The sequence below is a fragment of the Chitinophaga arvensicola genome (assembly GCF_900110835.1).
Lineage (GTDB): Bacteria > Bacteroidota > Bacteroidia > Chitinophagales > Chitinophagaceae > Chitinophaga > Chitinophaga arvensicola.
In genome coordinates this window covers 1,875,159-1,892,846 of record NZ_FOJG01000001.1, presented here as the reverse complement: position 1 = coordinate 1,892,846, position 17,688 = coordinate 1,875,159, and the positions used below count along the sequence as shown (strand labels likewise).

Genomic DNA, 17,688 nt, shown 5'->3' with positions numbered 1-17,688 from the left:
GCGATTTTTAGAAGAATATATGGATTTGAACAACATACAAAGGGTTTATTTCATCGGTATCGGTGGTATTGGCATGAGCGCCATTGCACGCTTTTTCAATGAGAAAGGGGTGCAGGTAAGCGGTTATGACCGTACCTCCACAGCGCTCACAAAGCAGCTGGAAGCAGAAGGTATGCAAATCCATTATACAGACGATATCAGTTTACTCGACAAAACCACTAACCTGGTCGTATATACGCCGGCCATCCCGGCGGCACACACCGAGCTGCAGTGGTACCGCGACAATAGCTTTGAAGTAGTAAAACGCAGCGACGTGCTGCAGGAAATTACCCGCTCGCTGTTTGCAATCACCGTGGCCGGTACGCATGGTAAAACAACCGTGTCTACCATGATTGCGCACCTGCTCACCGACAGTGGTTATGGCTGCAATGCCTTCCTGGGTGGTATCAGCGTGAACTATAACAAAAATTTCTGGAGCAGTGATAAACAGGTAGCCGTCATTGAAGCAGACGAATATGACCGTTCCTTCCTGAAATTAAGTCCGGATATCGCGGTACTGACTGCCATGGATGCAGATCACCTCGATATTTACGGCACTCCGGAGGCAATGGAAGATGCTTTTATTCAATATACGCACAATATTAAGCCCAATGGCACGCTGATTGCTAGGTTCGGCCTGCATCGCAACAATGAACTGAATGCCACCAACAAATTGTTGTACAGTTTACAGAACGATGCTGCCAACGCTTACGCCGCCAACATCCGCATGATCAACGGCGGATATGAGTTTGATGTAATGCAGCAGGACTGGATGATCGATAATATTTCCATGCACATTGGCGGTATGCACAATGTGGAAAATGCGGTAGCCGCCATCACGGTAGCGCATCTCCTGGGAATAGACGCAGGTAAAATCCGGGCTGCCATCGCCAGTTTCAAAGGAATCAGGCGCAGATTTGAATATGTGGTAAAAACAGATAACCAGGTATACATCGATGATTATGCACACCATCCGGAAGAATTGCGTGCATTGATCACCAGTGCAAAAGCATTGTTTCCAGGCAAAAAATGTACGGTGATTTTCCAGCCGCACTTATTTACCCGGACACGTGACCTGGCAGATGGTTTTGCTGAAAGTCTTTCCCTGGCAGATGAAGTAATACTGCTCCCTATCTACCCGGCAAGGGAACTCCCTATACCCGGTGTGACCAGTGAAATGATTGCTGCAAAAATAACAGTACCCGTAAAAATATTACCGAAAGAGGAAGTAGTGGGATACCTGGAGAAACAGGATGTACCACTGCTGATCACGGCCGGTGCAGGAGATATCGATCAGTTAAAAGAACCGGTAGGTCATCTTCTTAAAAACAAAACAACATAACATTATTAATAACGTCACACTTGTCTAAAACTACCACGATATTAAAACGACTGGGCATAGCCGTTCTCTGGGGAATGGTATTGTCGGGTTTTGTAGTACTGCTGGTAGCGGCTATACAAGATAAAGACGCTGGTAAATGCAAGAGCATCCAGGTGAAGTTTGAAGGGAAAGATGATAATTTCTTTATTGAATCCAAGGATATCAAATCTTTGATCACGAAAGATAAAAATCTGAACCCGATCGGAAAGCGTATCGGGGATATTAATATCGCACAGCTGGAAGCAATTGTAGACCAGGATCCATGGGTAAAAAACGCAGAGATCTATTTTGATAACAGTCAGCAACTGAATATTAAAGTAACGCAACGCGAGCCCGTAGCAAGGATCTTTACTTTTTCCGGCAACAGCTTTTATGTCGACGGAGCGGGTGAGCATATACCGGTATCCAGTCGTTATGCAGCCAGGGTGCCGGTATTTACGGGTTTCCCCACTGATGCAGAAAAGCTGCAGAAAGCGGATAGCCTGTTAACCGTACAGATCGTGGATCTGGGCACCTACATCGGAAATGATCCTTTCTGGATGGCACAGGTAGAACAACTCATGATCACGGCCGACCGCAGATTTGAGTTTATACCTAAACTGGGCGACCAGGTAATCGCCTTTGGAGAAGGAGTGGATATAGATAAAAAGTTCACTAAACTGTTGGCTTTTTATAAAGAAGGATTGAACAAAGTAGGCTGGAATAACTATACGCGCATCAACATCGCATTTGAAAACGAAGTGGTGTGCACCCGTAAAGATGGTGTTGTACCTTTGCAACCAGTCATCAAAACCGACAGTGCAAAACTGTTTGTGCCAGATGAACCACCTATTGCGGATAGTGAAGATTCCACCGCGCATGTACCGGCAGCAGTAAAACCGGTACATACGGAAAGGGAAAAACCGGCAGCAAAACCGGCGCCCGCAGTAAAAGAAAAGGCCAAAGCGCAGAAAGAAAAAGTGAAAAAAGAAAAAGCAGCCGCGCCGGCCAAACAACAACCTAAAGCAGTGTATAAGCCAGGGAATAAATCTGTTAACACATCAAAAAAACAAAAAACGCCATGAATCAGGAAGCTCCCATCATTGTAGGACTCGACATAGGTACTACGAAGATTGCTGCCATTGCAGGACGGAAGAATGAATACGGGAAACTGGAAATCCTGGGATTCGGAAAAGCTACATCGTTTGGTGTACAGCACGGTATGGTGCTGAACATCGATCAAACGATTAAGGCTATCAGGCAAGCACTCGAAAATTGTTATGCATCCAACCCTAACCTGGAGATTAACGAAGTATATGTCGGTATAGCTGGTCATCATATAAAAAGTTTGCAAACCCGTGGAGATATTGTACGCAACGACACTGATGCGGAAATATCCCAGAAAGATATCGATCAGCTGATCAACGATCAGTACAAAACAGTTATTCCCGCGAGTGATCAGATCATTGATGTGATCCCGCAGCAATATATAGTGGACAGTCTGCAGAATATCACTTACCCCATTGGTATGTCCGGGGTAAAGGTGGGTGCGAACTTCCATATCATTACCGGCGACAAGAACGCTATCCGCAACATTAACCGCAGCGTGGAGAAATCCGGCCTGAAGATCCGTGACCTGGTTCTTCAACCACTGGCTTCCGCTGCCGCAGTAATGTGCGACATGGATTTCGAAGCAGGTGTTGCCATTGTAGATATTGGTGGTGGTACCACCGATCTGGCAGTATTTTATGAGGGTATATTGAAACACACCGCCGTTATTCCGTACGGAGGTGAAAACATTACCAACGACATCAAGAACGGCCTGGGTGTATTAAAAACACAGGCAGAACAGATGAAAGTACAGTTTGGTTATGCCCTGGCGGATGAAGCCAAAAGCAATGCCTATATCACGATCCCCGGATTAAGAGGTCAGAGCCCCAAAGAGATCTCCGTGAAGAACCTGGCACATATCATTCAGGCCCGTATGAGTGAAATACTCGATTTCGTAGTATATCATCTCAAACAGATCGGCATGGATAATAAGATGCTGAATGGTGGTATCATCCTTACTGGTGGCGGTTCCCAACTGAAGCACCTCATACAGCTGACAGAATACACCACCGGTGCAAGCGCCCGTATAGGATTCCCCAACGAGCACCTCGCCAGCGGCCACATAGACGAGTTAACCAAACCTATGTATGCTACCTGCGTGGGCCTGATCCTGAAAGGCTACAACGATTTTGAGAACGATCGCAAAGCACTGGAAGAAAATTATGTAAAAATTAATACCAGCTATCTGGCCAAAGAACAGGCTGCTCAGTCGGTGGCTCCACCCGAGGACTGGATAGAAGAAGAAACCCCAAGTAGCCAGGAAATACAAGACCGGAAAGCAAAAGAAAGAAACGCCTCATTGAAGAACTTCTTAGACAAAATGAAAACAAAAATCATTGACATGTTTACAGAAGAAGAAGATGCAAAACTTTAAAAGTTAAATGGCGCAATTGTTGCAAAAAGCAAACGTTTAATATAATAAGAATTAAGAACGATAATTAATAATGACAGGACAAATGAACCATAGTAATAACATACAAGCATACACGCACTTAATTCTTAATAGTTCATTATTAATTATTCGTACTAACCCATAAAAGTATAGAGTCATGATACATTTTGATCTTCCTAAGGAAAAATCTTCTATCATCAAGGTCATCGGCATAGGTGGTGGTGGGAGTAATGCGGTGAATCATATGTATAGCCAGCGCATTGACGGGGTAAATTTCATTATTTGCAATACCGATGCACAAGCTATTGCTAACAGTCCCGTTCCCAATAAAATACAGCTGGGTCCCCATCTCACGCAGGGACTCGGAGCCGGTGCGAATCCTGAAATCGGTAAACAGGCGACAGAAGAATCCTTTGAAGAAATCAAAAAAATACTGGAGGTAAATACCAAAATGGCCTTCATAACTGCCGGTATGGGCGGTGGTACCGGAACCGGTGGCGCCCCTATTATCGCCAAGATATGCAAGGAACTGGGTATTCTGACCGTAGGTATTGTTACCACCCCGTTTTCTTATGAAGGAAAAAAGAGAATGTTGCAGGCAGATGAAGGCGTTTCCCGCCTGAAAGAGTATGTAGATACCCTGCTGATCATCTCCAACGATAAATTACGTCAGAAATTCGGTGATCTGAAATTCAAAGCTGCCTTTGAAAAAGCAGATAACGTACTGGCTACCGCCGCCAAATGTATTACCGATGTTATTAACTCTACCGGTCAGATCAACGTGGATTTCGCCGACGTTTGCACCGTTATGCGTAACGGTGGCGTGGCTATCCTCGGTGCTGCACTGGCAGAAGGCGATAACCGTGCACAGAGAGCCATTGAAGATGCACTGACTTCTCCATTGCTGAACGACAACGATATTCGCGGTGCTAAATGGATCCTTATCAATATCTCTTCTTCCGAAGGTGAATTCGAACACACCCTCGATGAAATGGATATCATCCAGGCATATGTACAAAGCCAGGCCGGCGAGGATTGCGATGTGATCCTCGGTGTGGGCTACGACCAGACACTCGACAGACAACTGGGCGTTACTATCATTGCCACCGGTTTTGAACAAAAACCCATCACACAGCAAAAAATCACACCCTCCAACACAGAGCGTGTAGAACCCAAAATTGTAATGCAGTTAGGGAAAGATGGTGATGAAAAAAAAATGAGCATACAACAGGCACAGGGCACGTTGTTCCAGGAACCACAAGACCTGATGGCGCCACGCCTGATGGAACCGGTAATTACACATCCTGAGCCGGTAATGGCATACACACCGCCACAACCGCAACAACAGGCGCCTATTGCTCCTGCACGTCAGAACTATGTGCTGAATATCCAGCAGGTACCACCTGCACAGCCACAACAGCCTGACCCGCAGCAGATTCAACAACAGATGCAACAAGCCCAACAGGCCCAGCAACAACAGATGCAGCAAATGCAACAACAGCAGATGCAGCCTGTTCAGCAGGTGCCTCCTGCTCACACGCAGCAGCCGGGTGTAAATATTATACAACCACAAACCGGTAATGCCGGCGGCAGTTACTTAAACAGACCTGCACACATTTACGTAGAACCAGGCAGCACGCCTGCTCCGGAAATGAAAATGGTATATAAAGAGGAAGATGATGCGGTAAACGTACCACCAGCTCCTCCGGAAGTGCCTATGCAGCAGGCTTATGAAGACCTGGAAGAACAAAAACGCAAACAGGCAGAAAGAGTAGCCAAATTACGCAGCATCAGTTTCAATGTGAAAAACATGGACAATAACGCGGAACTGGAAAACGTACCTGCTTACCTGCGTAGAAATGTAAACCTGGACAATGGTGCCGGATCTGCTGAACACTTCTACTCCAATTACACGGTGAGTGGTGATCAGGGACCTAATAATCATACAGAAATTAATACAATCAATACCTTTTTAGATGGGAAAAAGCCCGATTGATGAACACATTTGATTGTTTTTTAGTTGTGTTAAAAAAAAAGTCCTCCGGTTCTCCGGAGGACTTTTTTTTGCTTTTTACAACAGGTTAAAATTCATTTAATCCCACTTTGGCCACTTTCAGTATTTCCGCTGCCGGTGTAGTTTTCAGCGTTGCTTCTTCAAAAGGTTGTAACAGATTATCCAGCTTATTCAGCTTATCGGTCTGATTACTTTTTGTGAATGATTCCCGCAGTATTCTTATCTTCTCGTAATCCTGGATACCTTCTATCAGTCTTTCATAACGGATGGAAGATCTCGGCCCCGGATATACGAAATAGGTGTCGCCTGCCGACCACGTACGGAAACGGGAGTCGTGCAGCGGATCACTTACCCAGCAATTATATGCCCAGCGCAAGTAACCGTTGTACCCTTTCAGCGCAGCATGCCAGCCCATAAAGGCAGCTTCTGCAGGTGGAGAAAAAGTAAATGTATTAGGGAATCCTTCTGTACAGCAGGTGTAAAAAGTAGTCGGTAAACCTTTGGCCAACCGGGCTTTCATTACATCAGCAGGAAACGATTCTCTCAGCGCAATACAATAATCATGTATTTCATTGGCCAGTGGTGCATGATAGCTACCTGCCAGTGATAATTTAAAATCCTTGTCGGCAGTACGGATCACTTTCATGGCCTGCAGCATATCTTCCATCGGGCGTTCATCCATAGCGATGGCAGTAATACCAAACCATCCCTTTGCTTTCAGATGCTTTACAAAGTCATTCAGCATAGGCTGCCAGTGCGCGGAATATTCCGGTGAGCCTGGCTTTGCCACGATAAAGGTATCTTTTGCCGCCGCTTCATCATAGTAGTAAAATTTCAGGTTCCAGGGGATCATGCTGTAGCAATTGATCTCTTTACGGATTCCTTGATCCATCATGAATTGCACCCATTTATCAAAGATGCTGTAATCATAATTCCAGCTACCATTTTTCTTTTTTGTCCATTTTACCATGGTGCCGTAAACATCTTCTGTCTGGCTGTTCCACGGATCATAAATAATGGTGGCGGTGATCACTTTCTGCCCTGCATCCGCCAACATTTTCATGTAAGGCTTCATGGCTTTGAAGTGTGCATCACTCCATTTTTTCACACCATACATGTGCGCAATGGCATCCGGGCTTTGCCACAGATCCAGGTGGAACTGCCAGTCTTTCGCGGCAGGCAATGTATGATCCAGCACTGTAATTTCATAGGGCATATTTACTACTGTAGCGCCGGATTTTACGTTGATAGCACCTTTGTACGCACCTGCAGGTGTACCCGCCGGTACCTGGATGCTCAGCCATACCGGCTGTGTAGAGCGGGCAGCCATGCTGCTCTGATTGATGATATCAATACCATCAGCTACCAGAGAAGAATCGAAATCTTTCGGGTTACGGTATCCGCAGCCACCACCGTCTTTATTGAGACCATCGGTCAGCACATATCTCACAAAACCGGTACTCACAGCATTAGCAGCGATAGTATTTCCCTTCTTATCCTTTAAGGAAGAAGACTGAATACTCAATGCCGGCTGTGGGGCGTTGGACCAGATCACCAGTTGGGTATGGATTTTTTCCCCTTTCCAGGCTTTCGCAGTCCAGGTAGGCGTTAATCCATTCTTATCAGGTGCATTTCTTTTTTCATAACGGGTATCTGCAGTACCGAATGCTACGTGAAGCCGGGTGTCATTAACAGCGTCCCAGGAAGCTTTATTAACGGGTTTGGGATCGGGCAGGTCCCTGTAAGCTGCGGCAGGAGATACTTGCGCCCATACGTTTTGTTGCAGTGCCAGCATTACCAGCACGCCAAAAAATTTGTTCACCATACTAAAATTTAGCGTTTTCAGATATCGGAATAACGGCATCTCCGTCTTCCGGAAACCTCAATATCTATAAAAAAAGTGGGATTTTTCCTTTTTACAGGGTGAACGGAAACCAATGACCAGTTGAACACAAAACGAAAGAGCCGGATCCTATAAAGATCCGGCTCTCTTATCTGAAAGTATTTATTTAATGTACAATCCGCTTGAGCTGCAGATTGGTTACCGGTGCTACCACCAGCGGATATTTCTCGATGGTCACATAACTGGAGTCCAGACCAAAGCCTCTTTCTTCCGACAAACTGATCTTTTTCAGGAAGAAATACATCTTCATCACCATTCTCTCATACAAAGGCAGATCGTTATCATGCGACAGGAATTTCTCCATCACTATAAACTGGAAGTCTCCCACTACATTGTTCTTACTCAATGACTCATAACGGCTGGTAATATTTACTTCCTTGTTACGTACCATATCTTCCACCACCATTCTGAACATGAGGTTAATACGCTGCTCCACTTTGAAACCGAGCCGGAATTCCACGCGGATCACTTCATTGGGAATAATGGTTTGTACGGAGTATTCACTCAGATAAGGCTCATCCACTACATCTACGTGCACAAACCAATAGATATCGGCGCGTTTGGGCTTCTTATTAAGAATAGAGTAGATAATTTTATGTTCTATCTCCTTAGGATTATCTGCACTGCTCATATATACCAGGTGCGTAGCATACTTCGGAATGGAAGTATCGTTGCTTAGTTCCTGAATGATAGGAAGATAATCTTCCAGTCGTACGAATTCCACATACCGGTTCTTAATCTTACGTGATTTAAACCATACAATCATCACCAGGAAGAGGGCACCTGCAACAATAACTGTTACATACCCACCGTGCATAAATTTCACCACATTGGCGAAGAGGAAGGAGAATTCTATCGTAAAGTAAACAATCAGGTATAAGAGGATCCACCCGACCCATACCCGTTTTGTATATAGGTAGAAGGCAAAGAGGCAGGAGGTCATGAGCATACAGATAGTGATGGACAGGCCATAGGCGGCTTCCATATTCGACGATTCCTGGAAAATAAGTACAATAGACACGCAGCCTACAAACAGCATGGTGTTGATGCCGGGAATATACAGCTGACCTCTCATTTCTGTAGGGTAATTTACCCGCATTTTAGGCCAGAGATTCAGGCGCATTGCTTCCGCGATCAACGTGAAAGATCCGGATATGAGTGCCTGGCTGGCGATAACAGAGGCCAGGGTTGCTATCAATACACCGAAAATGATAAACCATTCCGGCATAATGGTAAAGAACGGATTCTGGTCTTTCGGCAGGATCTGACCTTTCTGGGTCAGTAACCAGGCGCCTTGTCCCAGGTAGTTCAAAATAAGGCAGGTTTTAACGAATACCCAGGATACCCTGATGTTACCCTTACCGCAGTGACCGAGGTCAGAATATAGGGCTTCTGCTCCCGTAGTACAGAGAAATACGGCGCCGAGTATCAGGAATCCTTTGGGATAAGTTGTTAACAGTTCAATGGCGTAGTGCGGGCTGAATGCTTTGAAAATGCTCAAATCATCCGCAATATGTGAAATACCGAGAATGCCGAGCATGGAGAACCACAGGACCATGATAGGCCCGAACATCCGGCCGATAGAAACGGTACCGAACTGTTGCATAACAAAGAGGCCTGTGATAATGGTGAGTACAATTTTTACGATGGTCATCTGGCCCAGGTCTTTAAAGACTTCCAGTGTCCGGAGACCTTCGATCGCGGAGGTAACAGTGATAGGAGGGGTAATAATACCATCTGCGAGGAGGGCGGCGCCGCCGATCATACCGAATATAACGGTCCATCTGGCGTGACGTCTGACGAGGGCATAGAGTGAAAAGATACCTCCTTCTCCTTTATTATCTGCCCGTAGGGTCAGGATAACATATTTAACGGTGGTTTGGAGGGTAAGTGTCCAGATGATACAGGAAATACCTCCGATCACCAGCAGATCGCTGATGGGGTTCCCTCCTACGATGGCTTTGAAAACATAGAGTGGAGATGTTCCGATGTCGCCATAGATAATACCGAGTGCTACTACCAGGCCTGCCAGGGATACCCTGTTAATGTTAATTCCCACGTAATAATAAGTTTATTAAAAAAGCCTCCAAAATTAGGGGTAAATATTGACACTCCAACAATTATTCATAAGGGAGTGTTTGCTACATAAAAAAATCCTCCCCCGAATGAACGGGAGAGGACTTTTTAGTTATCATCTTAATGAGTGATACTGATTAGTTAGCTGGAGCTAAATCAACAGTGCCGGACTCACCAGGAGTGTTTTGTTTGATGAAACGACCACGGTCGATTCCTTGTTTGTCAGCCAGGTAGTCGATAACTGCATCAACACGACGGCTGCTCAGATCAACACCACCTTTTTTACCTTTAGCACCTGCGTGACCTGTTACCAGGACGTTGCAAGATGGGTTAGATTTCAGGGTAGCTGCAACAGAAGCCAGGATAGCTTCCTGATCTTTACCAACTTTGGTAGTGCTTCCTTTGAAAGAAACGCTAGGCAGAACCAGGTTAGAGCAAGTTACGGCAGGACCGTTTTTGCAGCATTCTGGATCTGGGCATTTACCAACACCATCAGCATCAACTGGCTGGCAGTAAGTAGGAGTGATCAGTTGTTTGTCTTTGTAATCAGGAACGCCATCACCATCAGTATCTTTAGCTACACCGTGAGAATCAACTGGTGCACCTGCTGGGGTGTTAGGTTCACGATCGAATTGGTCAGTTACACCATCACCGTCAGCATCAGGCAGAACCGGAGCTGGGATCTTCATGTGACGTGGGTTGCTCAGCTCGCTGTAAGCATATTCCAGTGGGTTGATCCACCATAATGGCTGTACGCGTTTAGCTGGGTTACCCAGGTTGAAGTTCAGGCGAAGGCTGGTGTAAGAGTAGAAATCTTTTGTAGAACCACCTGGGTTAGAATAACCATCCAGGTAAGCATCAAAAGGCATGGTGATTTTTTCTTCAATACCGATGTTGAAACGCTTAGAAACTTTAAACGCTACACCAGTACCGAGATCCAGTGCGTGACGGAGTAATTGGTTGTCATCGTTACGACCGATAGTAACCCTGTTACCCTGAGAAGGAGCATTTGATTCATACTTCTTATCTCTCAGATCGTTCAGTTGTTTTCTGATATCGCTACGTTTTGCACCAAAGTTAATGCTGGAATAGTTGTAACCATTGCCATTTGCATCCAATGCATCCACGTCAACATCAGCCATTACGATAGAGTAACCAGCCAGTAAGTACCAGTTAACTTTAGGTTCAGCTCTGTAGAACAGGATATTGCTCAGGGAAGCGATCACGTCCAAAGACAGCTGATGGTTCTGAGATTTGTAGTTAGGAACAATCATACCACCGTTTAAAGCAGCTGTTTTTGCCCATGGATTGATACCACCTGCAGGACTGTTAGGACGCAGTCTGTAATCCTGACCTTTATCGATGGAACCGATGTACTCAGCTCTCAGGGAGAAGGTGTGACCCAGTGCTTTTCTCAGGGAGATACCACCACCAAAACCTGGTTGAGGAGGAACGGTTCCGCTGATCAGGTGTAAACCACCACTAAAACCCAGTTCCCACATATCTCTCGGTTTCGCCGGGAAATTTGATTGGTGGTTCGTGAAGTTATTTTGTTGTACCATACGCTTGCTAGACACTTTGGAGCTATCCAGAGCATCGTAGCCGGTTGGTTGAACCTGTGCAAAACTAGTAGATGCTGATAGTAAACCCACAGCGCCTGCCAGTAATAAGTACTTTTTGCTTGCCATAATTGTTTTTTTTATTAAAAACTGTTAAAAATTTACTAATAACCCGTTTTTTACCTAGCAAAGGTAAATATCATAAATGAATATACAAATTTTTCTTGCAATATTATTTTCATTGATAAGTCCTTCAAAATTAGAGCTTAAATGAAAGTATTTATATACCTTAAATCCAGTTAAGTTAAAGATATGCATACCTCGTGTTAAAGGATTCCTTCAATCGTGTTAAAGGAATGTTATACTCCATATACAAATAAAAGGCCAAAATGTTAAAATGTGATTTATAAAAGCTAGCTTAGCAATCCTTTTTTATTTAATACATGGACGATATTAAACACCTGATAGGTAAAGAATTACAGGATTTTGAAAGTAAATTCGCAGATTCAGTAAAAAGTCATGTGCCATTGCTGGACCGGATCATGCATTACATTGTAAAGCGTAAAGGGAAGCAGATCAGGCCCATGTTTGTTTTATTATCCGCAAAACTTTTCAGTGACAATATTCAGGAAAGCACCTACCGGGCTGCTGCACTGGTGGAATTATTGCACACTGCCACCCTGGTGCACGACGATGTGGTGGATGACGCCAATGAACGCAGGGGATTATTTTCCATCAATGCACTCTGGAAAAACAAAATAGCCGTACTGGTAGGCGATTATCTGCTGTCGAAAGGACTACTGCTGTCCCTCAACAACAACGACTTCCGAACTTTGCAGATATTATCGGAAGCGGTAAAGGAAATGAGTGAAGGAGAACTGCTGCAGATCGAAAAAACCCGTAAACTGAACATCAAGGAAGATATCTACTTCGAAATTATACGCCGTAAAACCGCTTCCCTGCTGGCCTCAGCCTGCGCTGCCGGCGCATGGAGCAGCAGTAATGATGATCACACCACAGAACAGATGCGTCTTTTCGGAGAAAAAGTGGGTATTGCCTTCCAGATAAAAGATGATCTGTTCGATTATGGCTCCGCCAAGATCGGCAAACCAACCGGTATCGATATCCGGGAGAAAAAAATGACCCTCCCGCTCATCTATACCCTGGAACATGCCAATACCGAAACCAGAAGAAAGATTATTAATATCGTAAAAAATCACAATACCGAAAAAGATCGCGTGGAAGAAGTCATCCGGCTGGTAAAAGCATCCGGCGGCATTGATTATACCCGGCAAAAAATGTTCGAATACCGCGACGAAGCCCTTGCCATCTTAAATAAATTCCCTGAAAACGCTGTCAGAAACGGCCTGGAATCCCTGGTAAGATTTACAACTGACAGAACATTTTAGTAAGAATAAAAAATAATGTAATATGCGGAAGAAGCGAAAAGCTTAAGCCTTTAAAATATAATAATGCAAAAACGCTGGACAGTAAAGGCATATCAACCAAATCAGGAACAGTTACTACAGTCATCATTACGCATACACCCTTTGCTATGCCGGTTACTGGTACAACGCAATGTAACCAACTATGAGGCTGCCCGGCAATTTTTTCGCCCCACGCTGGAAGATCTCCACGATCCCTGGAAAATGAAGGATATGGATAAAGCCATATCCAGGATTGAACTGGCATTCTTCCAGCATGAAAAAATACTGATTTACGGAGATTATGACGTAGATGGCACCACCGCTGTGGCAACCGTGTATGCTTTTCTACAGAAACTTTATACCAATATTGAATTCTATATCCCACACCGCTACCGGGAAGGATACGGTATTTCCATGCAAGGCATTGAATATGCACGGGATAACGACTTCAGCCTGATCATTGCACTGGACTGCGGCATTAAATCAATCGAACACATTACCACCGCCAAAGAATGGGGCATCGACTTTATCATCTGTGATCACCATTTACCAGATGCCATATTACCGCCGGCAGTGGCCATACTCAATCCTAAACAACACGACTGCCCCTATCCTTATAAAGAACTCAGCGGATGCGGGATCGGCTATAAACTGATCTGTGCCTTCGCCCAAAAAAGAGGATTGCCACAGTCTGAGGCCAATAAATACCTAGACCTGGTAGCCACCAGCATTGCAGCAGATATTGTTCCGATGACCGGCGAAAACAGGATACTGGCCTTCCACGGTCTCATCAAAGTAAATGAAGAACCACTTCCCGGTATCAAAGCACTGATCACTCTCAGCGCCCTGAAGGAAAAACTCACCATCGCCAACCTCGTATTTGTGATTGCTCCGAGAGTCAATGCCGCCGGCAGAATGGATGACGCCAGGAAAGCAGTGAACCTTTTTATCGAAAACGACGTGGAAAAAGCCGCTGCCATCGCTGCAGTACTGCATGCCGACAACTTCGACAGAAAAGAAATTGACAGCACCATCACACAGGAAGCTATTCTTCTCCTGCAAAATGACGTGGATATCGCCAGCAGAAAATCTACCGTACTTTACCAGGCACACTGGCACAAAGGTGTGGTGGGTATTGTGGCATCCCGGCTCATAGATAAATATTATTACCGTCCCACTATTATTCTCACCCAATCGAATGATAAGGTAGCCGGATCTGCCCGTTCTGTAATGGGATTCAACGTATACGAGGCCATTCACCAGTGTAAGGATCTCCTGGAAAATTATGGAGGTCATTTTTACGCAGCAGGGATGACCCTGAAAACGGAGAATGTCAAAGCCTTCCAGGAACGCTTTGAGGAAGTGGTAGCCAGAACAATCCACCCGGATCAGCTGGTACCCGAAATAGTAATCGATTCAGAAATTTATTTTTCTGATATCAACCCCGCATTCTATAATATCCTCCGGCAATTTGAACCACTGGGTCCTGAAAATCTGCGCCCGGTTTTCCTGGCCAGAAATCTTGTAGATAACGGCTATTCAAAGATTGTAAAAGATGAACATATCAAATTCTCTGTTAAACAGGGAAGATATGGCCCCACTATGTCCGGAATCGGATTCTACATGGCGGAAAAATTTCCGTTAATGGCTGGCAAAAAACCGTTCGATATGGTGTTTACCCTGGATGAAAACGAATGGAACGGACAAACTTCCCTGCAACTCAAAGTAATTGATATCCGATCCGGCAATAACTGATTTTAAAAAGGCATATGCTTCCCACGGAAACATATGCCTTTTTATAAGTTTATTTATGCTGCTGTAACAACCAGGTGTATACTTCCGCATTTGCATAAGTCCGCGTCCAGGCATCGTGTCCGCCTGTTGGGTACTCTGTATACAGAATTTTGCTGCCTACTGCTTTTAACGCTTTTACCATATCACGGGAATTGCTCACATTTACAGTTGGATCGTCTGCACAATGGAAATCCCAGATAGGCATGTCTTTCAGCTTGGTAGCATAGCTGGCATTACCGCCACCACAGATGGGAATCGTTGCGGCAAATTTTTCAGGATAGGCAGCGCTCCAGTCCCATACACCAAAACCACCCATGCTCAGACCGGTAAGATATACCCGGTTTACATCCACGTTGTATTTGGCCATCACTTCTTTATACAGTATCTCCAATGATTTCAGGTTCCACCATTCATCAGATGGACACTGCGGCGCGATAATCAAAAAAGGCTTGCCGGAGGCCACTTTCATGATACCTACGTTCTTTACCTGGTTGATGTCTGTACCCCGTTCCCCTACTCCATGCAGAAAAAACACCACCGGCCATTTAGTGTCCTTTTTGTTGTTATAATCCGCCGGAATAAACAACTGATAATTCTTGATGGTGCCCGACTGATTGTCCAGCTTAACAGCTGTAATACCCGGTGTCTGCGACTTCACGGTATCTTTCGGTGGCGGCGGTGGCACCACTACAGGTGTGTCTTTTACAGGTGGCTTGACTTCCACCGGTAAGGAGGTTTCCGTTTTTGAACAGGAAAAAAGTGCGAGCGCGCTCAACACGAAGACATGGCTTAAAATTTTAATTGCTCTTTTTTTCATATAACTACTACAAACTAAAAGTCCCCCGGCATTCAGCCGGGGGACAGGTTTTACAATATTTTTCCTCTAAAGATTTTTATTTCAGGTCATCGGGAACGGCTGCAAATAAAAACTAAAAAGGAGAAATACCAACTTTTTTTTATTGTGCAGTGTCACTTATTTCTTTTCTCCCATCAGTTCAACACTTCTGTTCACAAATGCGGTGAGATCCGCGCCAGTCAAGAGATTCTGGGACAACAATGCTAAGTCCGCCAGATTCTTTATCTGCTTCTGTTGCAATGCGTTATCTCCTTCTTTCAGAATTTGTGTATACACCGGATGATTGGCATTGATGGTCATATTTATTTCATCAGGCATATTCGCGTACCAGTTCATTCCACCGCCGCCCATAGCTGCCATATCTTTCATACGACGCATTAACTCCGGACGCGTTACAATTACCGGCTGTGCTTCTGCACTGAGTCCTTTCATATCTACTTTGATATTGGGCTGGGTCACCTGCGCGCCAAACAGTTCCTTCAATGTGCCTTCCTGCTCCTGCGATAATACGGTAGTAGTATTCTCTTCCACATCAATCAGGTTATCTGCGATATCAGCATCCACACGGGTGAAGGAAACGTTGTCCCATTTCATTTCCATGTTATTGATAAACGCAGCATCCACCATGGTTTCCATCTTCACCACTTTGAATCCTTTGTTCTTTGCAGCCTGTACGTAGCTGTCCTGCTGTATCGGATTCGTAGCATATAATACCACCAGTTTGCCATCCTTATTGGTTTGCAGGGCAGCAGCTTCTGTGCGGTACTCTTCCTGGGTGTAGAATTTACCACCTTCCACATCTTCCAGTAACAGGAATTTATTGGCTTTCTCCAGGAACTTATCGTCGGTCATCATACCGTATTTCACGAACAGCCCGATAGAATCCCATTTATCTTCAAAAGAAGCACGATCATTACGGAATATTTCATCCAGTTTATCCGCTACTTTCTTAGTGATATGCGCATTGATTTTCTTCACATTCGGATCACCCTGCAGGTAGCTGCGACTTACGTTCAGCGGGATATCCGGGCTATCGATCACGCCATGCAGCAACATCAGGAATTCCGGAACGATATCTTTTACCTCATCGGTTACGTATACCTGGTTGGAGTACAGATTGATCTTATCTTTCTGCATCTCATAACTCTTGTTGATCTTTGGAAAATACAGGATACCGGTGAGATTGAAAGGATAGTCTACATTCAGGTGAATCCAGAACAACGGCGCTTCTGCGTAAGGATATAATTCCTTATAAAAATTCTGATAATCTTCCGTAGTCAGTTCACTTGGCTTCTTTGTCCAGGCAGGATTGGTGTTATTAATCTGTGTGCCTTCAAAAGTTACTGGAACCGGGAGGAACTTACAGAATTTTTCCAGGATGCTGCGGATACGGCCATCTTCCAGGAATTCTTCGCTTTCCTCGTTGATGTGCATTACGATTTCAGTACCTCTGTCTGCTTTGGTTACTTCTTCCAGTTCATATTCAGGGCTGCCATCACATTCCCAGCGAACGGCCGGTGCTTCTTCCTTCCATGATTTTGAAAAAATTTCCACTTTGCTGCTGACCATAAAGGAAGAATAAAAACCAAGACCAAAATGTCCGATAATGTTGGTACCGTTTTCCTGGCCTTTATATTTTTTCAGGAATTCTTCCGCACCTGAAAACGCCACCTGGTTAATATATTTATCCACCTCTTCTGCAGTCATACCTATACCATGATCTGCAATCGTGATGGTTTTCTTTTCCTTGTCTACTCTAACGTCGATAGCAATGTCGCCCAGCTCGCCTTTAAACTCTCCTACACTGGCTAACGTTTTCAATTTCTGAGTCGCATCCACGGCATTACTTACCAGCTCGCGGATAAAAATTTCATGGTCTGAATACAGGAATTTTTTAATAATCGGGAAAATGTTCTCCGTTTGAACACGTATGGCACCTTTTTGCATTGGTTATCTGATTTTTTTTAGTAAACTTTTTCAAAGTGTATGCCAGCAGGGTTATAGCTGACAAGATGACAAGCACAGATTAAGAAAATATAAAATATTAACACTGTGGGAAGTGAATATACGCGCCTTTTTTATTGTCAGCGTTAAAAATTATCCGCAGAACAGATATTCTAAGAAGAAGGCCTTTTGAAATACACTTTCAAATTAACA

The 17,688-nt window shown here is 44.6% G+C and carries 11 protein-coding genes; 6 read left to right on the top strand and 5 right to left on the bottom strand.

Features of this window, described 5'->3' with window-relative positions; translation table 11 throughout:
- The first annotated feature begins 19 nt into the window (after positions 1-19).
- From murC to ftsZ, 4 genes are all read left to right on the top strand, one after another.
- Positions 20-1,381 (top strand): UDP-N-acetylmuramate--L-alanine ligase, encoded by a 1,362-nt coding sequence (gene murC, locus BMW79_RS08090; RefSeq protein WP_089892950.1) that lies wholly within the window; start codon positions 20-22, stop codon positions 1,379-1,381.
- 20 nt (positions 1,382-1,401) lie between these two features.
- Positions 1,402-2,484: a cell division protein FtsQ/DivIB gene (locus BMW79_RS08085; RefSeq protein ID WP_143059109.1), complete on the top strand. Its 1,083-nt coding sequence runs from the start codon at positions 1,402-1,404 to the stop codon at positions 2,482-2,484.
- Positions 2,481-3,884: a cell division protein FtsA gene (gene ftsA / locus BMW79_RS08080; RefSeq protein WP_089892944.1), complete on the top strand. Its 1,404-nt coding sequence runs from the start codon at positions 2,481-2,483 to the stop codon at positions 3,882-3,884. Before BMW79_RS08085 ends, ftsA begins: the two co-directional genes overlap by 4 nt.
- Before the next feature lie 175 nt (positions 3,885-4,059).
- Positions 4,060-5,898, top strand: coding sequence for a cell division protein FtsZ (gene ftsZ, locus BMW79_RS08075; RefSeq protein ID WP_089892941.1), 1,839 nt, complete (start codon positions 4,060-4,062; stop codon positions 5,896-5,898).
- Positions 5,899-5,983: 85 nt separating this feature from the next.
- Here the strand turns inward: ftsZ and BMW79_RS08070 are convergent, their stop codons facing one another.
- The 3 genes from BMW79_RS08070 to BMW79_RS08060 form a co-directional block, all read right to left on the bottom strand.
- Positions 5,984-7,741 carry a DUF4091 domain-containing protein gene (locus tag BMW79_RS08070; RefSeq protein WP_177192079.1) on the bottom strand — a complete coding sequence of 586 codons (1,758 nt, stop codon included), beginning with the start codon at positions 7,739-7,741 and terminating at the stop codon, positions 5,984-5,986.
- A gap of 184 nt (positions 7,742-7,925) precedes the next feature.
- Positions 7,926-9,878, bottom strand: coding sequence for a KUP/HAK/KT family potassium transporter (locus tag BMW79_RS08065; RefSeq protein ID WP_089892934.1), 1,953 nt, complete (start codon positions 9,876-9,878; stop codon positions 7,926-7,928).
- A 154-nt stretch (positions 9,879-10,032) separates the two neighbouring features.
- Positions 10,033-11,583: an OmpA family protein gene (locus BMW79_RS08060; RefSeq protein ID WP_089892932.1), complete on the bottom strand. Its 1,551-nt coding sequence runs from the start codon at positions 11,581-11,583 to the stop codon at positions 10,033-10,035.
- A gap of 314 nt (positions 11,584-11,897) precedes the next feature.
- Between BMW79_RS08060 and BMW79_RS08055 the strand changes: the two genes are divergently transcribed.
- Both BMW79_RS08055 and recJ read left to right on the top strand, forming a co-directional pair.
- Positions 11,898-12,863 carry a polyprenyl synthetase family protein gene (locus tag BMW79_RS08055; protein WP_089892930.1) on the top strand — a complete coding sequence of 322 codons (966 nt, stop codon included), beginning with the start codon at positions 11,898-11,900 and terminating at the stop codon, positions 12,861-12,863.
- 63 nt (positions 12,864-12,926) lie between these two features.
- Entirely contained in the window at positions 12,927-14,636 is a 1,710-nt protein-coding gene (recJ, locus tag BMW79_RS08050; RefSeq protein WP_089892927.1) for a single-stranded-DNA-specific exonuclease RecJ, read from the top strand.
- 49 nt (positions 14,637-14,685) lie between these two features.
- Here the strand turns inward: recJ and BMW79_RS08045 are convergent, their stop codons facing one another.
- Both BMW79_RS08045 and htpG read right to left on the bottom strand, forming a co-directional pair.
- Positions 14,686-15,492, bottom strand: a complete 807-nt coding sequence (locus BMW79_RS08045) for a carboxylesterase family protein (RefSeq protein ID WP_089892925.1) — start codon at positions 15,490-15,492, stop codon at positions 14,686-14,688.
- Positions 15,493-15,648: 156 nt separating this feature from the next.
- Positions 15,649-17,478 carry a molecular chaperone HtpG gene (htpG, locus tag BMW79_RS08040; RefSeq protein ID WP_089892922.1) on the bottom strand — a complete coding sequence of 610 codons (1,830 nt, stop codon included), beginning with the start codon at positions 17,476-17,478 and terminating at the stop codon, positions 15,649-15,651.
- Between the last annotated feature and the right edge of the window lie 210 nt (positions 17,479-17,688).